The sequence below is a fragment of the Odoribacter sp. AF15-53 genome (genome assembly GCF_003479425.1).
GTDB lineage: Bacteria > Bacteroidota > Bacteroidia > Bacteroidales > Marinifilaceae > Butyricimonas.
Genome location: NZ_QUHC01000002.1, coordinates 845776 through 868259, shown reverse-complemented (window position 1 = coordinate 868259; position 22484 = coordinate 845776). Strand labels below are relative to the sequence as shown.

General features: G+C 45.7%; 22 protein-coding genes. All 22 read left to right on the top strand.

Features of this window, described 5'->3' with window-relative positions; translation table 11 throughout:
• Window positions 1-10 precede the first annotated feature (10 nt).
• The 22 genes from DWW52_RS07995 to DWW52_RS07890 all read left to right on the top strand — a co-directional run bounded on the left by DWW52_RS07995 (window position 11) and on the right by DWW52_RS07890 (window position 22481).
• Entirely contained in the window at window positions 11-2350 is a 2340-nt protein-coding gene (locus DWW52_RS07995; protein ID WP_118715000.1) for a polysaccharide biosynthesis tyrosine autokinase, read from the top strand.
• 12 nt (window positions 2351-2362) lie between these two features.
• Window positions 2363-3073, top strand: a complete 711-nt coding sequence (locus DWW52_RS07990) for a tyrosine-protein phosphatase (protein WP_118714926.1) — start codon at window positions 2363-2365, stop codon at window positions 3071-3073.
• Window positions 3074-3166: 93 nt separating this feature from the next.
• Entirely contained in the window at window positions 3167-3505 is a 339-nt protein-coding gene (locus DWW52_RS07985) for a hypothetical protein (protein WP_118714925.1), read from the top strand.
• Complete coding sequence (locus DWW52_RS07980; protein ID WP_158582524.1) at window positions 3426-3788, top strand: hypothetical protein; 363 nt, start codon at window positions 3426-3428, stop codon at window positions 3786-3788. Before DWW52_RS07985 ends, DWW52_RS07980 begins: the two co-directional genes overlap by 80 nt.
• 230 nt (window positions 3789-4018) lie before the next feature.
• Window positions 4019-4654: a DUF6266 family protein gene (locus DWW52_RS07975; RefSeq protein WP_118714923.1), complete on the top strand. Its 636-nt coding sequence runs from the start codon at window positions 4019-4021 to the stop codon at window positions 4652-4654.
• On the top strand, window positions 4651-5025 hold the full coding sequence (locus DWW52_RS07970) for a 3TM-type holin (RefSeq protein ID WP_118714922.1): 375 nt from the start codon (window positions 4651-4653) through the stop codon (window positions 5023-5025). The genes DWW52_RS07975 and DWW52_RS07970 overlap by 4 nt, the downstream gene beginning before the upstream one ends.
• A gap of 10 nt (window positions 5026-5035) precedes the next feature.
• Complete coding sequence (locus DWW52_RS07965) at window positions 5036-5641, top strand: N-acetylmuramoyl-L-alanine amidase (protein ID WP_118714921.1); 606 nt, start codon at window positions 5036-5038, stop codon at window positions 5639-5641.
• Window positions 5642-5812: 171 nt separating this feature from the next.
• Window positions 5813-6445 (top strand): DUF6266 family protein, encoded by a 633-nt coding sequence (locus DWW52_RS07960; RefSeq protein WP_118714920.1) that lies wholly within the window; start codon window positions 5813-5815, stop codon window positions 6443-6445.
• Between the two features lie 31 nt (window positions 6446-6476).
• Entirely contained in the window at window positions 6477-6656 is a 180-nt protein-coding gene (locus tag DWW52_RS07955; protein WP_118714919.1) for a hypothetical protein, read from the top strand.
• Window positions 6657-6930: 274 nt separating this feature from the next.
• Window positions 6931-7539 carry a V-type ATP synthase subunit E gene (locus tag DWW52_RS07950; RefSeq protein WP_118714918.1) on the top strand — a complete coding sequence of 203 codons (609 nt, stop codon included), beginning with the start codon at window positions 6931-6933 and terminating at the stop codon, window positions 7537-7539.
• Between the two features lie 60 nt (window positions 7540-7599).
• Entirely contained in the window at window positions 7600-8457 is an 858-nt protein-coding gene (locus DWW52_RS07945) for a DUF2764 family protein (RefSeq protein ID WP_233556770.1), read from the top strand.
• A gap of 63 nt (window positions 8458-8520) precedes the next feature.
• Complete coding sequence (locus DWW52_RS07940) at window positions 8521-10281, top strand: V-type ATP synthase subunit A (RefSeq protein ID WP_118714917.1); 1761 nt, start codon at window positions 8521-8523, stop codon at window positions 10279-10281.
• A 96-nt stretch (window positions 10282-10377) separates the two neighbouring features.
• Entirely contained in the window at window positions 10378-11700 is a 1323-nt protein-coding gene (locus DWW52_RS07935; RefSeq protein WP_118714916.1) for a V-type ATP synthase subunit B, read from the top strand.
• An 82-nt stretch (window positions 11701-11782) separates the two neighbouring features.
• Window positions 11783-12148, top strand: a complete 366-nt coding sequence (locus DWW52_RS07930) for a four helix bundle protein (protein ID WP_118714915.1) — start codon at window positions 11783-11785, stop codon at window positions 12146-12148.
• A 50-nt stretch (window positions 12149-12198) separates the two neighbouring features.
• Complete coding sequence (locus DWW52_RS07925; RefSeq protein WP_118714914.1) at window positions 12199-12792, top strand: V-type ATP synthase subunit D; 594 nt, start codon at window positions 12199-12201, stop codon at window positions 12790-12792.
• A 15-nt stretch (window positions 12793-12807) separates the two neighbouring features.
• Entirely contained in the window at window positions 12808-14640 is a 1833-nt protein-coding gene (locus DWW52_RS07920) for a V-type ATP synthase subunit I (RefSeq protein WP_118714913.1), read from the top strand.
• Window positions 14641-14688: 48 nt separating this feature from the next.
• A complete protein-coding gene (locus tag DWW52_RS07915; protein ID WP_118714912.1) occupies window positions 14689-15144 on the top strand; it encodes an ATPase in 456 nt (151 codons plus the stop codon).
• Between the two features lie 408 nt (window positions 15145-15552).
• Window positions 15553-16476, top strand: coding sequence for a L,D-transpeptidase (locus DWW52_RS07910; protein WP_233556768.1), 924 nt, complete (start codon window positions 15553-15555; stop codon window positions 16474-16476).
• A 128-nt stretch (window positions 16477-16604) separates the two neighbouring features.
• A complete protein-coding gene (locus DWW52_RS07905; protein WP_233556778.1) occupies window positions 16605-17180 on the top strand; it encodes a murein L,D-transpeptidase catalytic domain family protein in 576 nt (191 codons plus the stop codon).
• 93 nt (window positions 17181-17273) lie between these two features.
• Window positions 17274-17855, top strand: a complete 582-nt coding sequence (locus tag DWW52_RS07900; protein ID WP_118714910.1) for a sigma-70 family RNA polymerase sigma factor — start codon at window positions 17274-17276, stop codon at window positions 17853-17855.
• 44 nt (window positions 17856-17899) lie between these two features.
• Entirely contained in the window at window positions 17900-19042 is a 1143-nt protein-coding gene (locus tag DWW52_RS07895) for a FecR family protein (RefSeq protein WP_118714909.1), read from the top strand.
• Window positions 19043-19157: 115 nt separating this feature from the next.
• Window positions 19158-22481: a SusC/RagA family TonB-linked outer membrane protein gene (locus DWW52_RS07890; RefSeq protein WP_158582523.1), complete on the top strand. Its 3324-nt coding sequence runs from the start codon at window positions 19158-19160 to the stop codon at window positions 22479-22481.
• Window positions 22482-22484 lie beyond the last annotated feature (3 nt).

Genomic DNA, 22484 nt, shown 5'->3' with positions numbered 1-22484 from the left:
ATGTATGAAGATGACCAATCAAGATAATAATTTGTTACAGACAGAAGAAGAGGAGTATTTTGATCTGAAAGCTTTTTTTTATAAGATTTTAGTCCGTTGGTGGTGGTTTGCCATAAGCATCCCGTTGTGTGCCGTGATTGCTCTGTATATTTGTTTTAGTTCGACACCGGAGTATAAGGTGGAAGCGAAAGTAATGATTAGCGATTCGAAAAAAGGGGAGGTAGGGGTAAACCCGATGTTAAAGGAATTGGGATTGTTCCAGGGAACGATGATGGTGGAAAACGAGATCGTGGAGTTGAAGTCTAAGAATTTGATACTGGACGTGGTGAAGGAACTGGAATTGAACGTGGATTACACGCGGGAGAAGATGTTGAGAGACGAGAAGTTATATAAGGATTCTCCCTTTCGGATACTTGTGGATTTGCCGGAAAATATCAAGGATACGACATTTTACGTGGTTACAAAAAATACGGATAAGATAGAGGTATTGGATGTGGATAAAAACGTGATCTTCGAGGGAGATTTTTCTCAGACGATTTCGATGGGGGGGTACCGGATGACCGTGGAGAGAAATGATTCGTTATTACAAATAGGGGATGAGATTCGGGTGGATTTGTTATCTTATGGGAAGGCGGCCACGGATTTCCACAAGCGTTTGGAGATAAATTTATTAGAGAAAAATGCGAGTGCGGTAGGGGTTTCGTTAAAGGAAATGAACCCGGATAAAGGAATGGATTTCCTTTACACGATGATCAAACGTTATAACGCAAACGGCATAGAGGATAAACAACTTGTATCGGCGAAGACGGTTGAGTTTATTAACGAACGTCTCCGGGTTATTAATCAAGAATTGGGGGATATCGAAAATAGTGCGGAAACGTTTAAAAAGACGAACCAGTTGACTAATTTGACATCGGATGCGGCCCTTGCGATGGAACAGAAGAAAGCAACAGATGCCGAGTTGTTGAAATTGGGGACCGAGATGGATGTGGTGAAGAGTGTACGAGCTTATCTGGAGGATAGACGGGGCGAAGAGTTCAGGATATTACCGGAACAGTTAGGTTTGACGGATGAAACTCTTAACAGTGGTATCAGTAAGTATAACGAGATGGTTCTCCGTAGGGGAAAGTTGTTGCAGTCTGCCCGGGAAAGTAACCCGATTGTTTTGGGTTTGGAGTCTCAGCTTCGGGAGTTAAAGAGCAGTATCCGGTCAGCTATTGCGAACGTGGAGAATGGATTGGATATCAAGATTAAGAGTTTGGAGCGGGAAAGTCAGTTGGTGGAGGAAAAGTTAACGTCTGTGCCTACTCAGGAAAAGCAATATCGTTCCATTGCCCGAGAACAGGAATTGAAAGAGAATTTGTTCTTGTTTTTGATGCAGAAACGGGAAGAAGCGGAAATTGCTAAATTGATGTATGTACCGATGGCTAAGATTATCGAAAATCCGGATCCGGGAGAACATCCGGTGGCTCCCAGGAAAATGCTTATATTGTTGTTCGGGATGTTCTTGGGGGTGGTGTTGCCCGTGGGGATCATGTTCGTGGCGGATATGTGGGATACGAAGGTGAGGAATGCCGAGGAGGTGGAAAAAGTGGTGGCGGCTCCCTTGCTGGGAACTTTACCACAATTGCCGGAAGGAAGAACTTCTATCGAGCAGGAGGGTTTTGTTATGTCGGAGTCGATGCACTTGATTCGGGAGAATTTGAATTATTTGATTAAAAGAAAGGAATCTCCGGTAATCATGGTTTCGTCGACGATTCCTAGTGAAGGAAAGTCGCTGGTGGCCTCCCATTTGGCAAATGCATATTCGAAAGCGGGCAAAAAGGTGATCGTGATCGGTTGTGATTTGCGAAATCCGAAGTTGAATGAGTATTTTAAGAAAGAAAACAGAAAGGGTTTGTCTGCTTATTTGGCCGGAATGGTGGATGATCCGGAATTGATAATAGAAAAAGTGGATGAAAATTTGCACGTGATATTTGGAGGAACAGTACCTCCGAATCCGACGCAATTGATCGCAAGTTCCCGGATGGGAGAGTTGTTGGATTATTTGAAAAAAGAATTCTCGTGTATTATTTTGGATACGCCACCATTAGGGATTTTGGCCGATGGTTTCTCGTTGAGTGAATATGCGGATGCCTGTGTTTACGTGATCCGGGCGAATGTGCTTGATAAGAAAGGATTGAGAGTTATTTCCGATTTAGAAAAAGGTGGACGTTTGGCAAACTTGGGAATTGTGGTGAACGGGATCAAGGTGAGTCGTTCCGGTCGTTATGGTTACAGCTATGGCTATGGTTATGGCTATGGTTACGGTTATGGGCAGAATGAAAAGGATAAAAAGAAGAAAAAATAAATCGTAACGCTTATGAGTTGGTTTAAACGAGAACGTAAACAGTATTTTTTTTACGAGCACGATATTCATTCTCATATTCTTCCGGGTTTGGATGACGGTGTGAAGCGAATTGAGAATTCTGTGGTGATCGTGAAGAAGATGTTGGAGTTGGGGATAAAACGATTTTCTTTTACACCTCATATATCTTTCCCGTCACCGATGAACACGCCGGAGATTATTCATGAGAAATTGAGCGAGTTGAAAGGATATTTGTTGAACGAGGGGATCAAGATCGAGGCTGATGCCGGGGCGGAGTATAAGGTGGGTGAGTATATGCTGGATTTGATACAAGAGGAGCGTATTGCCTCGTTTGACGGGGGAAAGGTTCTGGTGGAACACAGTTTTGTCGCCCCGTCACCTTCTTTTGAAGAGGTCGTTTTTCGCTTGCAAAATAAAGGATACGTACCCGTGCTTGCACATCCGGAGCGTTATCCGTTTTATGCTGGACGTTTGGCTGAACGAGTGCGGGAGTTAAAGCGTCGGGGATGCCGGATACAGGTGAATTTGTTGTCATTTGTCGGTTTTTACGGAAATGTTGCATTGCATGGAGCAAAGGAATTGGCAACAGCAAAACTGATCGATCATGTTTCCGGGGATATACATTCGGTGAAACAAGTTGAATTATTGGAAAAATTTTTAAAGTCGAAGGAAGCAGGAGTAATGAGTTCTTTGATTGTCGATTAGATCGTGTTGTGATTAATAATTACGATGAATGATATGCCTCGGGAGATGAGTTCCCGGGGCTTTTTTATGTTATAAAATTAAAATGATGTTGTTATGGAACATTTGTTGAAAGGAAGGCTGTTCTCTTGGTTAAAAGGGGATACTCAAGAGATGATGGACGAGGATGTCGAGTTGATGATTCTGGAGTTCGTGAACGATCTGGTGGTATGGAGCGATAGTGTGCGGGATTATAGCGAGGTGGTGCGTGGCTTGGAGAGTCTTCATATCCGGTTGCAGGTTTGGAACGAGATATACCAAGCCGATAACGAGGCTGGAAAAAAATGTAAGGGTCGTCTGGTGCCTGTATGCGGTATTGAGTCGGGAGGAACGGGAAATTCGGCTGGTACGGGAACGGGTGGAGAACCCGGAATGGTTCGTGGGGCATCTGGATGACGGGGCATTAGCGATCTGGAAGTCGGAGAATGTTAAAATGGAGGTTGCGGAATTGGCTTTGGGGATTTGTCTCGCGAAAGTGTTGTGGTCTCCGAGGGGGAATTTGATGGAGTATGACGAAATTATCAAGCTTATGGAACAGGTATTTGGGATGAAACTTCCGAATTACCGGGATTTGAAGCGTGATATCTTTGAGAGAAAGAAGGAGGTGGTCGTGTTCCTGAAACAGTTGGTTTTTCTGATTGAGCGAGCCCGGGATGAGAAGGATGTCCGGAAGCGTTAACTAGGGTGAGGGTAGAATGAAAGTTTCATGCTTTTGTTCTACCCTTGTTCGTTTGTGATGTTTCTGAGGGGAATATTTCGAAAAAAGCATTATTGATAATTAGTGAGTTGTGAATAAAGTAACTACGTGTGGGGGACACGTGTAGTAATGAAGTTCGGGCGGAGGAGTAGTTTTGTAATCAGAAAAGCGAGAGCGTGTTATTGATAGTATTTATTAAAAAATGAAAGATTATGGCATCTGTTAAAAATGATCTAGGATTAAGAGGGCGCTTGGGAAATTGTGTTTTTTACAATCTTCGAGGCAAGTCGTTCGTGAGGATTCAGGGAAAGTCGAATAATCCCAATACGGAAAAGCAATTGGAAATGAGAACAAGGTTTTTGGTCGCAATCCGTTTTTACCAGAGGTTGAAAGAGACTCCGTTAAAAAGAGTTTTGAGTATTTCGGCGCAAGGAAAGAGTGCCAGTGGTTATAGTTTTTACATGGAGAAGAATTTGAAAGCATTCAGAGCCAACGGAAGTATTGGTGATTTTTCTCAACTTCAATTTTCGGCGGGAAAGCGGGAGAGGGGACGCCATTTGAGAGGGGCGGTGGACGAACGGGGTGAAGTAGTGTTGCAATGGAGTAGTAATTATTCTTTGGAGTGGGAAGAAGATGACGATCGGTTGATGTTGGTTGTGTTGCACGAGAAGCGTCCGTTTTCACCGGAAGTGATTGAATGCTCCCGTGTCTTGCGCAAGGATGGGTTGGCACGTTTCCCGATGAAGGGGTGGGATGGAGAGACGTTGCATTTGTATTGCTTCTTTGTTTCCCCCGATGGGGAGCAGGTGTCGACGAGCCAGTATGTACGTTTGCAACGAGAGGTATGAAGCCGATAACGGATGTTGTCAATGCTATCGGCGGGTTGATCGGCGGGTTGACTCTCCCGGCAAGGGAGAAGAAGGAACTGGAGGCTAAAATGCAGGAGTTGGTGTACGAGCGGGAACGGGAAATGGTGGAGGCTCAGGCAAGTGTGGTACGGGCAGAAGCGAGTGGAAACTGGTTGCAGCGATCTTGGCGGCCATTGGTGATGTTGACGTTTGCGGTGATTGTACTTGTGGGGACGTTCACGAGTTTGCCTATACTGGCGGATACTTCCCGGTTTTGGGATTTGTTGGAGATTGGGCTGGGCGGATACGTGATCGGGAGAAGCGGGGAAAAAATGGCAGAAGCCATTTTTAAGTTAAAAACTAAAAGATAAAAGTTAAAAGATGGATTCATTTTCAATTTTCAATTCTCCATTTTCAATTGTAAGGCACAGGTTAGTCGGGAAGGGAGTTGTGCAACTGGAGTGTCCGAAGAATAGACGAGGAGTAGCAGGGCCGGATATGATTATATTACATTACACGGCAGGTCGGGATGCCATGTCATCGGCAAATTTCCTGATTCGGGCGGATGTAAAGGCTTCGGCACATTTGATAATCGGGAGAGACGGGCAGGTGATACAGTTGGTACCGTTTAATATCGAGGCGTGGCATGCAGGAAAGAGTTGCTACGAGGGAAGGTCTGAACTGAATCATTATTCTATCGGAATCGAGTTGGATAACTTGGGACAGCTTCGTTCGGAAGGAGGCCGGTTTGTGGCAGAATGTGGAAAGGAGGTGCCGATTCGAGACGTGTACATGAAAGATTCGGACAAGGAGGTAACGTATTGGCATCGCTACACGGATGTGCAGGAGCGGGTGTTGGAGGAGGTGTGTGATTTGTTGACGGAATATTACCCGATCCGGGATATCGTGGGACATTCGGATGTGAGTTCGAGGAAGGTTGAGCCGGGACCGGCGTTACAGTTGTGTGATTGGATGAAGTATTATTGATCGCCTGCAGCGAGTTGCAGGTTACAGGTTTGCAAGTTACAAGTTGTTTTTTTGCACGCGAACTTGCGTTTATTTTATGATGAAGTGATTTGCATTTATCGTGTAGGGCCCATACGAGGGATGTAAAGTTCATTTTCAATTTTCAATTATTAATTTTTAATTTGTTTAGTTATGGCAAAGTTTAATTCTTATTTATTAGGTAAGGCTACGAAGTCCGTTGGTAACGTGACAATGTGCTACGTGAACAAGCAGAATATTGCGAAAGCGAAGATTTTTTCGAGAAAGGATAACCCGACCCCGGAGGTGTTGGATCAGCGGGCGAGGATGAAGGTGCTGATCGAGTTGTCTCGTTGTTTGTTGCCGGTGGTACGGAAAGGATTCGTGGGGATCGGGAAAGGTACTACTTCGAATGCGTTTGTTTCGATGAATATGGGAGCGGTAAGCGTGGATGAGAAGCACGTGGCTACGGTTGATTACGAGCAAATGAAAGTGGCAACGGGTTTTCAGGATGCGCCAAACGTTTCATTGACGTACAGTGCGGAAGACAGTCACTATTTGTTCACGCAGGAGATACAGGAAGAAGAAAGCGGTTTTGCGTTGGCAGATGATCTGGTGTATGGTGTGTTGTTCGAGAGTACTTTGAAACGGGCAAAACTCGTATCCTTGAGAAGTCGCGGGGAGAGTGGAAGTACCGTGCTTCCTCTTCCGGAAGGTTGGGATCACACGAAGGTGAACGCATATTGTTTCGCAACCACGAAGAATGGTAAGTGCGTGTCGGATAGTCGGAATTTGACTATTGAGTAATTCGGTGATTTACGATTAAATTATTGAAATTATGATGAGTGTATATTTCTTTACCGGAATATTTTTCACGCTGAGTCTGAATGCATTTTTCTCACAGTTGGCAAATGATTTCGTGGCGGGGGTGTTGAGTGTCGTGGGAGGGGTGATCAGTTCGGTCGTGGTGGCTTGGTGTAAGTATCGATGGGATAAACGTCGAGGAGGGAGGGTGTAATGTCCGAATGTTGAATGTGGAGCCGTGTCTTTTGGGCACGCCCTTTTTGAAATCTCCTTCTCGTGGGGCTTTTTGATTTATAACTCTTTGCGAAGGATTACGTATGCTGTGGAAAAAGGATTTATTTTTGACGTTCGAGGATGTAGTTTTTATTTGTTATTGTCAATGTTTTTTAATACCTTGACACCGTTTTTCTGGAAAGCTGGCACATTTGTTGAGAGTTGATGTTTAAAAGTTTACATTGATATATTAATTATATAATACGTTTTTTAGTATGGAGAATAAATTAGATATTTTGACCCAAAAGCTTTACAATGAGGGGGTAGATAAGGCTCGCCAAGAGGCAGAGAATATCATCAACCAGGCAAAGCAAGAGGCCGAAAAGATTATTGCCGATGCGAAAGCGAAAGCAGCACAGATGAATGCTGATGCGGAAACGGAGGTTTCAAATCTAAAAAAGAAGGCCGAGTCGGAAATGACGTTGAGCGCCCGTCAGGCGATCACGGCGTTGAAACAGGCCATTACTAATCTGGTTGCCGGGGATGTTGCGGGCAACGTTGCCAAGATCGGTTTCGAGGAGAAAGCTTTTATCCAAGAGTTGGTCATGACAATCGTGAAGAAGTGGGATGTTGCCGGGGGAAATCTGAACATGGAGGTGCTCCTTTCCGAGGACGAGAAGGCGAAGTTCGAGTCGTTCGTGGCTGCCAAGTATAAGGAATTGTTGGATAAAGGACTTGCCGTGAAAGTGGGTAATCTGGAGGATGAGTTTGTAGTTCAGCCTAAAGATGGCGGTTTCCAGATCGCTTTTTCCGAGAAGCTGTTTGAAGCTTTCTTTAACCAATATATGAAAGGCTTCACGAAGAAACTGTTGTTTAAGGATTAAATGATTAAGTGATTTGAGATTGCGTGATAGCCTTGAGCGGAATCATGAAATCGATAAATCATGAAATCGTTGAATCACAGAATGGATGATATGATATTTAAAAATAACTACTACTGTTTGATTGCGGGACTACCGGAGGTCTTTTGGGATGATCGCAAATTAGCGTTATCCGTGAATGGGTTTCGGGAATTAGCGCAGGGGGCATTGAAGGAGGAGGATGTAAAGTTGATGGAACTGTTTTTCCTACCTGCCGATAATAAACAAGTCTTGCGGTTGCTGAATAAAATGGCTCCCGACACCAATCTTGAAACAGTGTATCCCATCCAACGTCTGGAAGACGAAATCACCGAACCCGTTCATTCTTTACCTGTTTATCTCAAACAATTTATCGCGGACTTTAAAGGAGAACATTTGAAATATGACGTTTCTCCGGAGAACGTGTTGAGTTGGATGTATTATGATTACCTGATGAAGTGTAATAATAAGTTTATCCGAAATTACACGGAGTTTTCGATGAACGTGAAGAATCTGGTAACCGCCTTGACTTGTAAGAAGTACGGGAAAGAGGTTGCCCCGGAGATTATCGGTGATAACGCTTTTTCCAAGGCTTTGAGAACTTCGAATTCGAAAGATTTCGGGTTGGCAATGGAATATCCGTACGTGGAAAGGGTGATCTCGTTGGTAGGAAATACGAATCTTGTTGAACGGGAACGAGGGCTGGATTTGTTGCTTTGGGATTTTATCGAGGAGTCTGTTGTTTACGAGTATTTTTCCATAGAGAAAGTTTTGAGTTTTATGCTCGAACTGATGATTGTCGAGAGGTGGAGCAAGATGAGTTCCGAATCTGGACGCAAGGTCTTCATGGAGGTTGTCGATAAGTTCAGGAAGAGTTTCGAGTTCGCGGAAGAATTTAAGTAATTGGGTGATTGAATGATTGCCGATTAGGAGATTGAAGAATCAGAATAATTTACAAATTGAAATATGAATAAGACACAAGGAAAAGTTCATAGTATTATTTCCAACCTTGTACTTGTGCGTACCGAAGGGCCGGTATCTCAGAATGAGATTTGCTTTATACAGCTTGAAAACGAGCGGTTGATGGCCGAGGTTATTAAGGTTGTGGGAGATATTGCTTATGTGCAGGTTTTTGAAAGTACGCGGGGATTGAAGCCCGGCACTTTGGTGGAATTCGAGGATCACATGCTGGAGGTATCGTTGGGGCCCGGTTTGCTATCAAAGAATTTTGACGGTCTTCAAAATGACCTGGACAAGATGACCGGGGTATTCCTGAAACGCGGGGAGTACACGAATCCGTTGGAAACAGATAAGAAATGGAGTTTCACCCCGTTAGCCAAGGTCGGTGATAAGGTGACGGGAGCTGATTGGTTGGGTAATGTAAAAGAAAACTGGCTGGATCACAAGATTATGGTGCCTTTCAAGCTGAAAGGAGAGTACACCGTGGCTTCGATCGTTGGGGCCGGAGAATATACGATTCAAGATACGATAGCGGTGCTGAAAGACGAAGCGGGAAAAGAGGTTCCCGTGACGATGGTTCAGAAATGGCCGGTGAAGGTGCCTGTCCGTAATTACGTGGATAAACCGCGTCCTTCCCGTCAGATGGAGACAGGGGTGCGTGTTATCGACACGATGAACCCGATCCTGGAAGGGGGTACCGGATTTATTCCCGGCCCGTTCGGTACGGGAAAGACGGTGTTGCAACATGCCTTGTCCCGGTTTGCCGATGCGGACATTATTATCATGGCGGCTTGTGGTGAGCGTGCTAACGAGGTGGTGGAAATCTTCACCGAGTTCCCGGAGTTGGAGGACCCGCGTTCCGGGCGTAAGTTGTACGAGAGAACCACGATTATAGCGAATACCTCGAACATGCCCGTGGCAGCCCGAGAGGCTTCCGTTTACACGGCTATGACGATCGGGGAGTATTACCGTTCCATGGGGATGAAGGTGTTATTGCTGGCCGATTCGACTTCTCGTTGGGCTCAGGCATTGCGTGAGATGTCCAACCGTATGGAGGAGTTGCCGGGACAGGATGCTTTCCCGATGGACTTGTCCGCGATCATTTCTAACTTTTACGCTCGTGCGGGAATGGTGTATTTGAACAACGGCAAGACGGGTTCCGTGACTTTTATCGGTACGGTATCGCCTGCCGGGGGTAACTTGAAAGAACCGGTGACGGAGTCCACGAAGAAAGTGGCACGTTGTTTTTATGCTTTGTCCCAGGCTCGTGCGGATGCAAAGCGTTATCCGGCTATCGACACGCTGGAGTCGTATTCTAAGTACTTGGAGTACCCGGAATTTATCGAGTTTGCCAAGAAGAATATTTCCGACACGTGGATCGCGGATGTAAATGAGGCTCGTAACATACTGGTTCGGGGACGGGAGACTGCCGAGCAGATTGATATTTTGGGAGATGACGGTGTGCCTTTGGATTATCACGTGGTATACTGGAAATCCGAGTTGATTGACTTCGTGATCTTGCAACAGGATGCTTTTGATAACATCGACGGTTCAACCTCGATGGATCGCCAGAAGTACATGTTGAATATGGTTTTGGGTGTGGTTCGTTCCGACTTTAACTTTGACACGTTCGAGGAGGTTAATCCTTATTTCAAACGTATCATCAATGGCTTCAAACAGATGAACTATTCCGAGTATCAATCGGAGGCTTTCAAGAAGTACGAAGCGGAAGTGAACGAGATCATTAATGAGAGAAAGAAAAAGTAAAATTTAGTGATTAGGTGATATGATGATTAAGTGATTAAAAATCCGAGAATCACATAATCATGGAATCGTAAATTACAGAATAATAAAATAAATTGTATGACGACTGCTTTTCAAAAAGTTTATACAAAGATTACCCAGATCACGAAGGCAACGTGTACGTTGAATGCCCAGGGCGTCGGGAATGACGAGCTGGCTATTGTAGATGGGCGGTTGGCTCAGGTCGTGAAGATTTGGGGAAATGATATAACCCTTCAGGTGTTCTCCGGAACGGAAGGGATCCCGACGAATGCAGAAGTGACATTCTTGGGAAAGGCTCCTACCTTAAGGGTGGGTGACGATCTGTGCGGACGTTTTTTCAATGCTTTCGGTGACCCGATTGACGGAGGGCCTTCCGTGGACGGGGAAGAAAGAGAAATCGGCGGACCTTCGGTGAACCCGGTTCGTCGTAAACAACCGTCCGAGTTGATCGCTACCGGTATCGCGGGTATCGACCTGAACAACACGTTGGTGTCCGGACAGAAGATCCCGTTTTTTGCCGATCCCGACCAGCCTTACAATCAGGTGATGGCAAACGTGGCGTTGCGGGCGCAGACCGACCGTATTATCTTGGGAGGTATGGGATTGACGAATGACGACTACCTGTATTTCAAGAACCTGTTTGATAATGCCGGTGTGTTGGATCGTATCGTTAGTTTCGTGAACACGACGGAGGCTCCTCCCGTGGAGCGTTTGCTGGTTCCGGATATGGCCCTGACTGCTGCCGAGTATTTCGCGGTGGATAAGAACGAGAAGGTGCTGGTATTGTTGACGGATATGACCCTGTACGCTGATGCATTGAGTATCGTTTCTAACCGTATGGACCAGATCCCGTCGAAGGATTCTATGCCGGGTTCTCTGTATTCCGATTTGGCGAAGATTTACGAGAAGGCCGTGCAGTTCCCCGCCGGAGGTTCCATCACGATTATTGCCGTGACCACGTTGTCTGGCGGTGATATTACCCACGCTATCCCCGATAACACGGGATATATCACGGAGGGACAGTTGTTCTTGCGTAAGGACACGGAAATCGGTAAGGTTATTGTTGACCCGTTCCGAAGCTTGTCTCGTTTGAAACAGCTCGTGATCGGTAAGAAAACCCGTAAGGATCACCCGCAAGTGATGAATGCCGCTATCCGTCTGTATGCCGATGCAGCCAATGCCCGCACGAAGATGGAGAACGGTTTCGACCTGACGGATTACGACCGCCGTACTCTGGATTTCGCCAAAGATTATTCCAATAGCTTGTTGGCAATCGACGTGAATATCAGTGTTGAACAGATGCTGGATACCGCGTGGGAGCTGTTCCGGAAATACTTTAACAAGGCGGAATTGGGTATTAAGTCGGAAATCGTTAATGAATTTGGAGGATTCAGTGATTAGGTGATTTCCGATTGTATGATTATTGATTAGGTGATTGAGAGATTTTGGATTAAGTGGTTGTATCATTGATAAGATTTGAGTGATGAATCAGATAGAGTTTAAACGTAGAACAAAACAATTTGGATTGGCTGTTATTCGGATGACTGAAAAGTTTCCGGAGACTCGGTTGGCGTGGGTTGTGAAAGATCAAATTTTACGTTCGGCTTTATCGGTAGGGGCTAATTACAGGGCTGTATGTCGAGCAAAATCGGATAAGGATTTTATCAACAAAATGAGAATTGTTGAAGAGGAAGCTGATGAAACTGCTTACTGGCTTGAGATCATTGAAGAATCTGGTTTATTGAGAGCTGAGGAGTTAGATGGGTTGAAAAAGGAGATAAACGAGTTGGTTTCAATGGTAGTCGCTTCTATCAGAACAAAAAGTACAAATCTGAACAAAGAGCGTTAATCACAGAATTACAGAATCGGAAATCACTGAATAATTTAAAAATTGATAAGGTGGCAATAAAGTTTCAATATAATAAGACATCGCTTCAAGGGCTGGATAAGCAGTTGAAGATGAGGGTAAGGGCATTGCCTACCATCAAGAATAAGGAGTCGGCTTTGCGGTCGGAGGTGAAGAAGGCGAAACAGGTGGCGGATGAGTTTAACGTGAAGTTGGAGGAGACGCTGAATTCACTGAACGATATGTTGCAGCTTTATGACGAGTACGTGGAAGACATACTGGTCGTGAAGGATGTGAAGATGTCCGTGAAGAAGATTGCCGGGGTAAAGACTCCGGTGTTAGACGAGGTGGAATACGAGATAAAGGATTTCAGCTTGTTTAATCAACCGGGGTGGCTACTTGACGGAGTTGAGTACATCAAGGAGGTGGTTTCTATTGCTTTGGAAAGGGAGTTTTTCGCGAGAAAAATGGAGCTTTTGGACAAGGCAAGAAAGAAGACAACCCAGAAGGTGAACTTGTACGAGAAAGTGCAGATTCCGGGATTCCAGGAGGCAATCCGGAAGATTAAACGTTTCTTGGAGGACGAGGAGAATTTGTCCAAGTCGTCCCAGAAGATCGTGAAGACCCGTAAATTGATGGAGGAATAGCCTATGATAGTATCAATGAAAAAATTATCCCTGTTGATATTTTACAAGGAATATCAATCGTTTCTCGGAGGGCTTCGGGAAAAGGGAATGGTACATATTCACGAGAACACGCAACGTTCGGCTGAAGATGCTAATTTGCAGGCAAAGTTGATGTTGATAAAGCGTGCCGGGGAGATGATCTCGCACATGCAAAGCCGGAACGAGGCAGAGCGGAAGGAAAAAGTGCAAGTGGACGACGAGCATTTGCTGGAGTTTCTGGAAGGTTTGTACACGAGGCTTGATCAGATAGATCAGCAATTATCCGTGTTGCAGAAAGATTACTCGTTGTATCGGCCGTGGGGAAAATTCTCCCGGGAGAAGATCAAGGGGTTGGAAGCTGCCGGTTGGGAGTTGCATTTCTTTTCTGTGCCGGAGCAGAAGTATCAGGCAGAATGGGAAGAGATGTACGATGCCGTGGTAATCGGTGAAATGATGGGACAAAAGTATTTTGTCACGGTGACTCACGCGGGTACGGACGTGAATCTGGAGGCAGATCCTTACGTGTTTCCGCAAGCGACCGCGGAAGAACTAGCCGAGCAGATCGAAAGTTTGCAGAAGGAGTCGTTAAAGATTGGCGAGGAGCTGGATTATATTTCTTTAGACGCGATTGACCGCTTGAAAGAGTATCGTCTGCGTGTCGGGGAGATTGTCGATAAGATGAAAGTGGAGGATGCGGCCGAGACGTTGGTTGACGAAAAGGTGATTGCTCTTGAAGGATGGATTCCGGCGGAGAAGGAGGACGAGATGAGAAGTTTTCTTGAAACCCGGGATGTCTATTTCGAGTTCAGTCGCCCGACGCCGGAAGATGATGTTCCGGTGCAGTTGAAGAACGGTTGGTATTCCCGCCTGTTCGAGCCGGTAACCGAGATGTTTGCCTTACCGCAATACAAGGAGTTGGATTTAACGCCTTTCCTGGCGCCTTTCTTCATGCTGTTCTTCGGGATGTGTATGGGCGATGGCGGGTATGGTTTGATTATCTGGGCGGTTTGTTTCTTCCTGGGACGAAAGGCCAAACCCTCGGTGAAGGGATATTTGCTGTTAGGGCAATTCCTGGGGATTACCACGGTATTCGTGGGAATCGTGACCGGATCGTTCTTCGGTATCGCTCTTGATTCCGTGGAATGGCCTTGGTTGAAAGGGGTAAAGGAGTATTTCCTGACAGAGGCCAATTACGGAAAATATCTGGGCGGGTATAACCCGATGATGATTATCGCCGTGGTGATCGGTATCATACAGATTCTTTACGGGATGTGTCTGAACGCGGCCCGGTTGACGAAGTTGTTCGGTTTCAAACACGCTCTTTCCACGTTGGGGTGGGTGATCGCGATCATCGTGCTTGGCGTGGTGATCGGTTTGCCGATGTTGAAGGTTGTCCTGCCCGAGGTCGTGAAATATGTTCTTTACGGAATTCTCGCTATCTGCGCGATAGCTATTTATTTCTTGAATTCCCCGGGTAAAGGTATATTCACGAATATCGGTTCGGGGTTATGGGGGACTTACAACATGGCCACGGGATTGTTGGGAGACACGTTGTCTTATATCCGTTTGTTCGCTATCGGGCTTACGGGTAGTATTCTGGGAGGCGTGTTCAACACGTTGGCTTTCGAGCTTACGGGAGGTCTGCCTTTTATCGTGAAATTCATCGCGGTATTCCTGATCCTGATTATCGGGCATTCGATCAATTTCGGTTTGTGTATGATCAGTTCGTTCGTTCACCCGATGCGTTTGACGTTCGTGGAATTCTACAAGAATGCCGGGTTCGAAGGTGGTGGAAAACAGTACGAACCATTCCGGAAAAAAGTAAAATAACAAAAAAGATAAAGTATATAAAAATAACAAATTAAATAGATTAGAATTATGGAACCAATTTTATTAGCTTATTTAGGAGTTGCAATTATGGTAGCATTATCAGGTATCGGAAGTGCTTATGGAGTTACTATTTGCGGTAATGCTGCCGTGGGAGCTTTGAAGAAAAACCCGACGGCTTCCGGTCAGTATATCGGTTTGTCGGCATTACCTTCATCTCAGGGATTGTATGGTTTCGTGGGATATTTCTTGTTGAGTAGTTTCTTGACGAATGTTGATATGGGTTGGGGACCTGCTTCTGCTATTTTCGGTGCGGGTTTAGGATTGGGTTTGGTTGCCTTCTTCTCGGCTATCCGTCAGGCTCAGGTATGTGCTAACGGTATCGTGGCTATCGGTAGTGGTTATAACGTGTTCGGAACGACCATGGTGTTGGCCGTGTTCCCGGAGTTGTACGCTATCTTGGGATTGTTGGTTTTGATCTTGATCACTGGTTTGATCCCGGCATAAACGATTTATCCGAGTAGTAGTCGATATTTTATAGAATCCCTGATGTCAATCGAATTCGCGGTTGATATCAGGGATTTTTCTTATGTATTGTGGTGTGACTCGTCGATGTTGCAGGTGTGTTTCCGGTGTGTCTCGCTTGTATATTGATGGGAAGTAGGGGAAAGATCGAGGATAAATTGACTCTCCGGTTAATCAACTTTCAATCAACTTTCAGTTAACTTTCAATTAACTTACCGGAGAAGCACTAGAGAGATATTAGAGCGAGTACTTTGAGATACAGGAAAGTATCTTGGGGAAAAGGGGACGTGTTGGTAAGAGAGAAATAAATGGTTTTTAACGATTGTGATCGTGTAATAAGATATCTTTTTCTTTTCGTGAACGTATTTACTACAAAATACGAACGAGAAAATGATGAAGATTAAGATAAGATACTGTATAACAATTCTTTTTTTGCTATGCTTCGGGACGGAGGTGTCCGCCGTGAAGATTGAAAAAAGGTTATTATATGACAAGCACACGCTAGCGGACACGTACAAGTACGGGAAGCAGGAACGCCGCTTTCAATGGACGAAAATTTCGGCTTTCCTGGATTCGCTGGAAGCTTTCCAAAAGCGGAATGACGGGTACGGGGTTCTCCGGAATTACAAGAATGAGAACGGGATTCCACCGCTTTCGAGGAAATACGTGACGAATAAATACAAGCAGATACAGGATACGTTCGGGGTGAATCGTCATCAGGGGATACCTTTGTACCGGCTGGATGATTTGAGCGTGCCGGAACGTTACGGACGGGATGGAGCTTACGTTTCGGTGATTTGCGATAGTGCCGGTTATTACCAAATCGTGCCGGCCACTTTTGGCGGGTCGTGGTACGTGCCACGAAAATATCTGAAATTGATTGGGCCACTTTCGATTAAAAAAGTTATATTTGTTGATCGAACGAATCAGAATATCGCGACACTGGAGCAGGAAGGGGCAGTTTGGTTGGTGAGAAGTATGAACCCGATTACCACGGGTGCGAATAGACCGCCATTCCAGCAGCCGACACCACCGGGAATATATTTTATACAGCGGAAGTTGTCGGAGATGCTTTTCCTGAAAGACGGGACGGATGAAGAGGGAGGTTTTGCTCCTTATGCCAGTCGTTTCACGGGAGGAGCTTATTTGCACGGAGTACCCGTGAATTACCCGGAACACGAGTTGATAGAATATAGCTGGTCGCTCGGTACAACGCCTCGTTCACACATGTGCGTGCGCAACGCGACGTCACATGCCAAGTTCATGTACGATTGGGCGGAGGTGGAAAAGACGTTGGTAATCGTGTTTGATTGATGTAAAATGGATTTTTTATGCGTGTATTGTTCGTGGTTTTGATGATCGGGTGTTTTTGCTGGGGAACGAGACTGGGAGTGGCTGCCGGGAGAAGTCTTCCGGTGAATAGTCGTTGTCTTTACCATGAAATGGGGTTGGAGGAGACGATTGATTACGATGTTTTTGAACGGGCGATTGACGGGTATAACCGGATTGATGCGAAGAAAAAAGATATTCTGACGTTAATTGATTTCACGAAGCCTTCCACGGAGAAACGTTTGTACGTGATTGATCTGAAGCTGAAGAAGGTGTTGTTCGTGTCCTACGTGTCGCATGGGCGGAATAGCGGGGAGAATTACGCCACTTCATTTTCTAACCGGGAGGGATCGTACAAGAGTTCCCTGGGATTTTTCAAGACCGAGAACACGTATTACGGGAAGAACGGGTATTCTCTGGTGCTTGACGGGTTGGAGAAAGGGATTAACGACCGGGCCAAAGACCGGGCGATCGTGATGCACGGGGCCGCTTATGCCGATCCTTCCACGATCCGTTCTTGCGGGCGATTGGGACGGAGCTTGGGATGTCCGGCTTTGCCTTTGGCGGTATGCAAGAAAATCATCGACACGATTAAAGGTGGAACTCTTCTGTATATTCACGGAGATGATAAGACGTACGCGAGCCGGAGTGCGTTTGTCGGGGAGAAGGATAAACCGACAACATTATAGTTGTTTTTTTGGATGTAAATGGGGTCGTAAGTAATCTGTTTGGGAGTGGTGATTTTTATGTAAATTTGTATCTTTGCAATCAAAAATAGCCTTATGCAAGCCATTGACGAAGAAATTTACGTACAGCTAAAGGTACACAGGATGGAGGGAATGGAACTTCTCTTCAAGACTTATTATAAGCCCCTTGTAGCTTGGGCTGCGACATTTCTGCGAGATGTGGCTCGTTCGGAGGATTTGGTGCAGGATTTGTTCGTGAAGCTGTGGGAGAAGTCTATCGTGGATACTTTGCAGCCGGGAACATTGAAGTCCTATTTGTTTATCTCCGTTCGGAATCAGGCGTTAAACCGGATTGATAAGATTGATCCGTTGTTCCGTGCCAGCGACGTGACCCATTTTGAAAGCCCTTGGGAGGATTATGACAACTTCGAGGAGGAGGTGTTTAAGCGTGTGGAAGTGGCTCTTGAAGAATTACCCCCGAGAGGGCGTGAAGTGATTCAATGTGTTTATTTGAAAGGGATGAAGTATAAAGAAGTCGCCGAAGAGTTGGGTATATCTGTCGCCACGGTAAATTCTCTTTTGGTTACAGCGTTGAAAAAATTGAGACAACGAGCTGGTAATGAGGCGGATGTTTTCCTGTATTTATTTTTCTCGAAAAAAAAGTTTGATTTTGACTAAATGACTTTGGGGCTTGGACTGTATTATAGTTAAATTATGAAACTATGACAGGTCAAGACAAATTAGACGAGAGATTACTTCGATATCTGTTGGAAGAGATGGAGACATCCGAACGAGAAGAGGTCGAGGCATGGATGGAGGAGAACGATCAGAATAGGAATTATTTCAGAGATTTTCAAAAGACTCACCTAGAGTTATTGTGGAGCGTGCAGGCACGGGAGACTCGTACGGATTTCAACACGTTCCGTCGCAAGTTGAGAAAACCGTTGAGTGTGAAATTATGGTATCGAGTGGCGGCTGTTGTGGTGCTGATGGTCAGTATCGGGGGATGGTTCGTGTGGTCCGAAAGTTCGAAGAACGAGTGGTTGACCCGGAACGAAATGATTCAACCGGGAAAGGTTCAGGCGAAGTTGTATCTATCGTCGGGTGCGGCCGTGGAGATTGGTGGTGAGGCCAGGGATCTGAAGGAACAGGACGGGACTTCAATAAAAGTGAGCGAGACGGGAAAGCTTTCTTATGAAAAGGAAAGAGCGAACGCTTCTGCGAAAGCGGTGATGAATCGTGTTGAAGTACCCCGGGGTGGAGAATTTTCGCTGGTGTTGGAAGATGGTACTCAGGTGTGGTTGAATGCGGAAAGCGAATTGCGTTATCCGATTCATTTCATGGGGAAAGAGCGTGTGGTTTATTTGAAGGGAGAGGCTTATTTTAACGTGGTGAAAAATTCCGACGCTGCTTTTCTGGTACAGGTTGATGAGTTTACCGTGAAGGTATACGGGACGGAATTTAACGTGAATGCTTACGAGGCAGACCGGGTAGAGACCGTGTTGACACAAGGGTCCGTGAGCATGAGATGCGGGGATGAGGAAGTGATGTTGAAACCCAATCAGAAAGGAGCTTATTTTAAATCAGACGGGGCGATGAGGGTGGAGGATGTAAATGTGTTGTCCTATGTCGCTTGGAAAAATGGAGATTTTATATTTAAGGACGAATCGTTGGAGTCAATCATGAATAAGTTGGCCCGGTGGTATGATTTGGACGTGTTTTATCAAAACAAGGAGTTAAAGGAGATTCGATTATCAGGAAATTTGAAACGTTATAAAGACGTTCAGGATTTATTCAATGCCTTCGAGAAGATTTCAGAGGCTCGGATAAAAGTTGACGGTAGAACCGTCGTTGTAAGCAAATGATAAAAAAAGATGAAGATAGTGTGAGGATCTTCATCTTTAGAAAGATAAAAAAATGAATAGGCCCAATTGGCAAACGGATACCTATTCAAATGTGAAATCTTTAACATACAAATTTATGAAATCTAATTGGAAATATGCTGTATTCAGCATGAAAAAATCAGCCGCATTCAAAATTTTGCGGTCGTTGATGATTTTTTGTTTCTTTTCTGTACCGGGGGTGACTGCCCACGGTTACTCTCAAAATCAGGTAGTTTCCTTGAATCTGCAGCGATGTGACGTGAATACATTATGTCAGGAAATCTGGAAGCAAACGGGCTTACGTTTTATTTACAACGAAGAACACGTGAAGACTTTTCCGACTTTTAACGTGAAAGTGGACCAAAGGAATGTGCGAGAGGTGCTGGATGAGGTGTTCAAAAATTCTTCGTTACGTTATTTTTTTGAGAAAGACATCATTTATATCGTGAATAAGCCGAAGAACGAGGAACCGGAGAAGAATGACGGGCGGGCGATTTCCGGTACGGTGAAGGACACGAAGGGTAATCCTTTACCGGGAGTTACTGTCCTGATCAAGGACACGCATATAGGTGTTGTTACCGACGTGGATGGTATTTTCAAGTTGACAATACCCTCGGACACGGTGACGCTGGTGTTCTCGTTCGTGGGAATGAAGAAACAAGAGGTGAAATATTCCCCGGGCAAGAAGTTGGATATCGTGCTGGAGGATGATGAGGTGGCCTTGGAGGATGTTGTGGTGACAGGTTATTTCGAACGGCGTAAGGAGAGTTTCACGGGAGCGTTGAAAACGGTAGCGGGGGATGATTTACGAAAAATATCCACGACGAACGTGTTTTCCGCGCTTGCTATTCTGGATCCTTCGATTCAGATCAAACCGAACAACGCGCAGGGCTCTAACCCCAATAGTCTGCCTGATATCATTATCCGCGGTACGAGTTCTCTGAATGCCAGCCAGACCGTGGGGGTGAATGCTCCCTTGATCGTTATCGACGGGGTGGAATCTTCCGTTCAGGCGTTGTATGATATGGATATATTCGATATCGAGAGCGTGACCACGTTGAAAGATGCTTCGGCAACGGCTCTTTACGGGGAGCAGGCTGCTAACGGGGTAATTCTGGTTACTCGCAAGCAAAATATTCAAAAAGACCTTCGGTTGTCTTATAGTCTGACAGGTAAAGTGGAATTTCCGGATTTGTCGGCTTATGATTTGATGGACGCGCGGGAGAAGCTCGATTTCGAGTTACAGTCCGGTCTCTACGGGAATCCGGAGGACGATGGGTACACGGGCGAGTCTTACGTGAACGAGTATCTGCCGAAATTGGCGCGGGTAAATAGTGGTATCGACACGGATTGGTTGTCAAAACCTTTGCGAAATTCATTTTCACACAGTCATAGTTTGAATTTGAGCGGGGAAGGTTCGGGGCTTACCTACCAGTTGACGGGGAATTACAGTAACACGCACGGTGTGATGAAAGCGGATGCCCGCGAGAGGTTGGGGTTGGGTGTTTATTTTTCCTATAATTATAACCAGAAGTTGATATTCACCTTCCGTGCGAATTATGCCCAGACGAACGTGGAGAATTCCAAGTACGGGAGTTTTTCCAAGTACGTGCAGGCGAATCCTTACGATGCTCCTTATGATGCTAACGGTAAGCTGAATTATGATCTTTCCTACAATTTGGAAAACCCGCTTTACGAGGCTTCCCTGTCTTCTTCTTCAACGTCGAAATCAAAGGAGTACACGATAAATTCGACGCTTCGCTGGAACGTGATGAAAGGATTCTTTATTTCGGCTAGTGGTAATATCAGCAGCACGGACACGAGAAGTGACGATTACATTTCCCCGTTGTCGCATACTTACGCGGAAGTGGTTGATCCGGCCCAGAAAGGTCGTTACACGATCGCTTCTTCAGAGGCCGTTTCGTATTCCGGGAGGTTGACGTTTAATTTTAACCGTAACCTGGATGATATGGGTTCGATGTTTTCTATTAATGCGGGTGGAGAGATCAATAAGGACAAGAGTTCCCCGTATTCGTTTTCCGCGCAGGGATTCCTGAACGACAAGTTGACCGACATTACCTTCGCGCATCAGTACCCGGCAGACAGTCATCCGAGTGGTCAGAGCGACGTGAGCGCGCGGGTAGCATTCATTTCGGCTGCCAATATTATTTACAGGGGACGGTATTTCATCGACGGTTCTTTGCGGTTTTCCGGGTCGTCTAAATTCGGGAAAGACCAACGGTATGAACCTTACTGGAGTGCGGGAATCGGGTGGAACGTGCATCGGGAGAATTGGTTTGCCGATAGCGATGTGGTTAATTTATTACGCTTGAGAGCCAGTTACGGGCACACGGGTAGTTTGAATTTCGCTTCTTATCAAGCGATCACGACTTATCGTTACGATTCGGAATTGAACGGGAAAGCGGGTTCGGGAGCCGTGCCGATCACGATGGGTAACACGGATTTGAAGGCGCAAGTGACAAAGAATATAAACGTGGGTATAACCTCGTCTTTATTGAAGGAGAGGCTTGACGTGAATTTTGATTATTATAATAATCGTACGGTCGACATGATCGTGCCGATCTCGATGCCTTATTCCGCGGGTGTAACAAGCGTGAGCAGTAATGTCGGGGAGCAGTTGAACCGGGGATTCGAGTTTTCTGTATCCGGGGTGGTCGTAAACCGGAATGATTGGTATTGCCGGATCAACGTGAACGGGACCAAGAATTACAACGAGTTGGTTAAGATCGGGGATGTGCTTCGCCGCCAGAATAGTGAGAACGCGGCCCTTTTGAGTAGTTCGCCGACCCAGTTGTATGTTGAAGGAAAATCATCGACGACGTTATATGCCGTTCGTTCGGCAGGTATTGATCCGTCTGATGGTCAGGAGATATTCATTACCAAGGATGGTAAATACACGAAAACTTATAATTCGGAGGATAAGGTGGATTTGGGTGATACCGAGCCGAAGTTGAGAGGGGCCATTTCCGGTATGTTGTCTTATAAGAATTTTAGTTTTAATATCAGCGCGCAATATTCTTTGGGTGCCTACGTGTATAATTCAACCCGGGCCGAGAAGGTGGAACTTATCAATGCCAAATATAACGCAGACAGGCGGGCTTACGCGAAGCGTTGGGAGAAGCCGGGGGATGTGGTCGAGTACGTGAGTAAAAAGGCGAGCGGGACGACGGAGAATGTTCATACTTCCCGGTTCGTGGAGAAGGAGAATTACCTGACGATTCCGGCTATGTCGTTTGCTTACCAGTTCGATCGGGATTTGGTCAAGAAATGGGGTTTCAGTGATTTGAATCTGAGCCTTTCGCTTAACGAGATCGCTTATTTCTCAACGATCGTGAGGGAGAGAGGTACGACCTATCCTTTCGCGCGAAATGTAAGTTTTACGATTAGTACAAGATTTTAATTT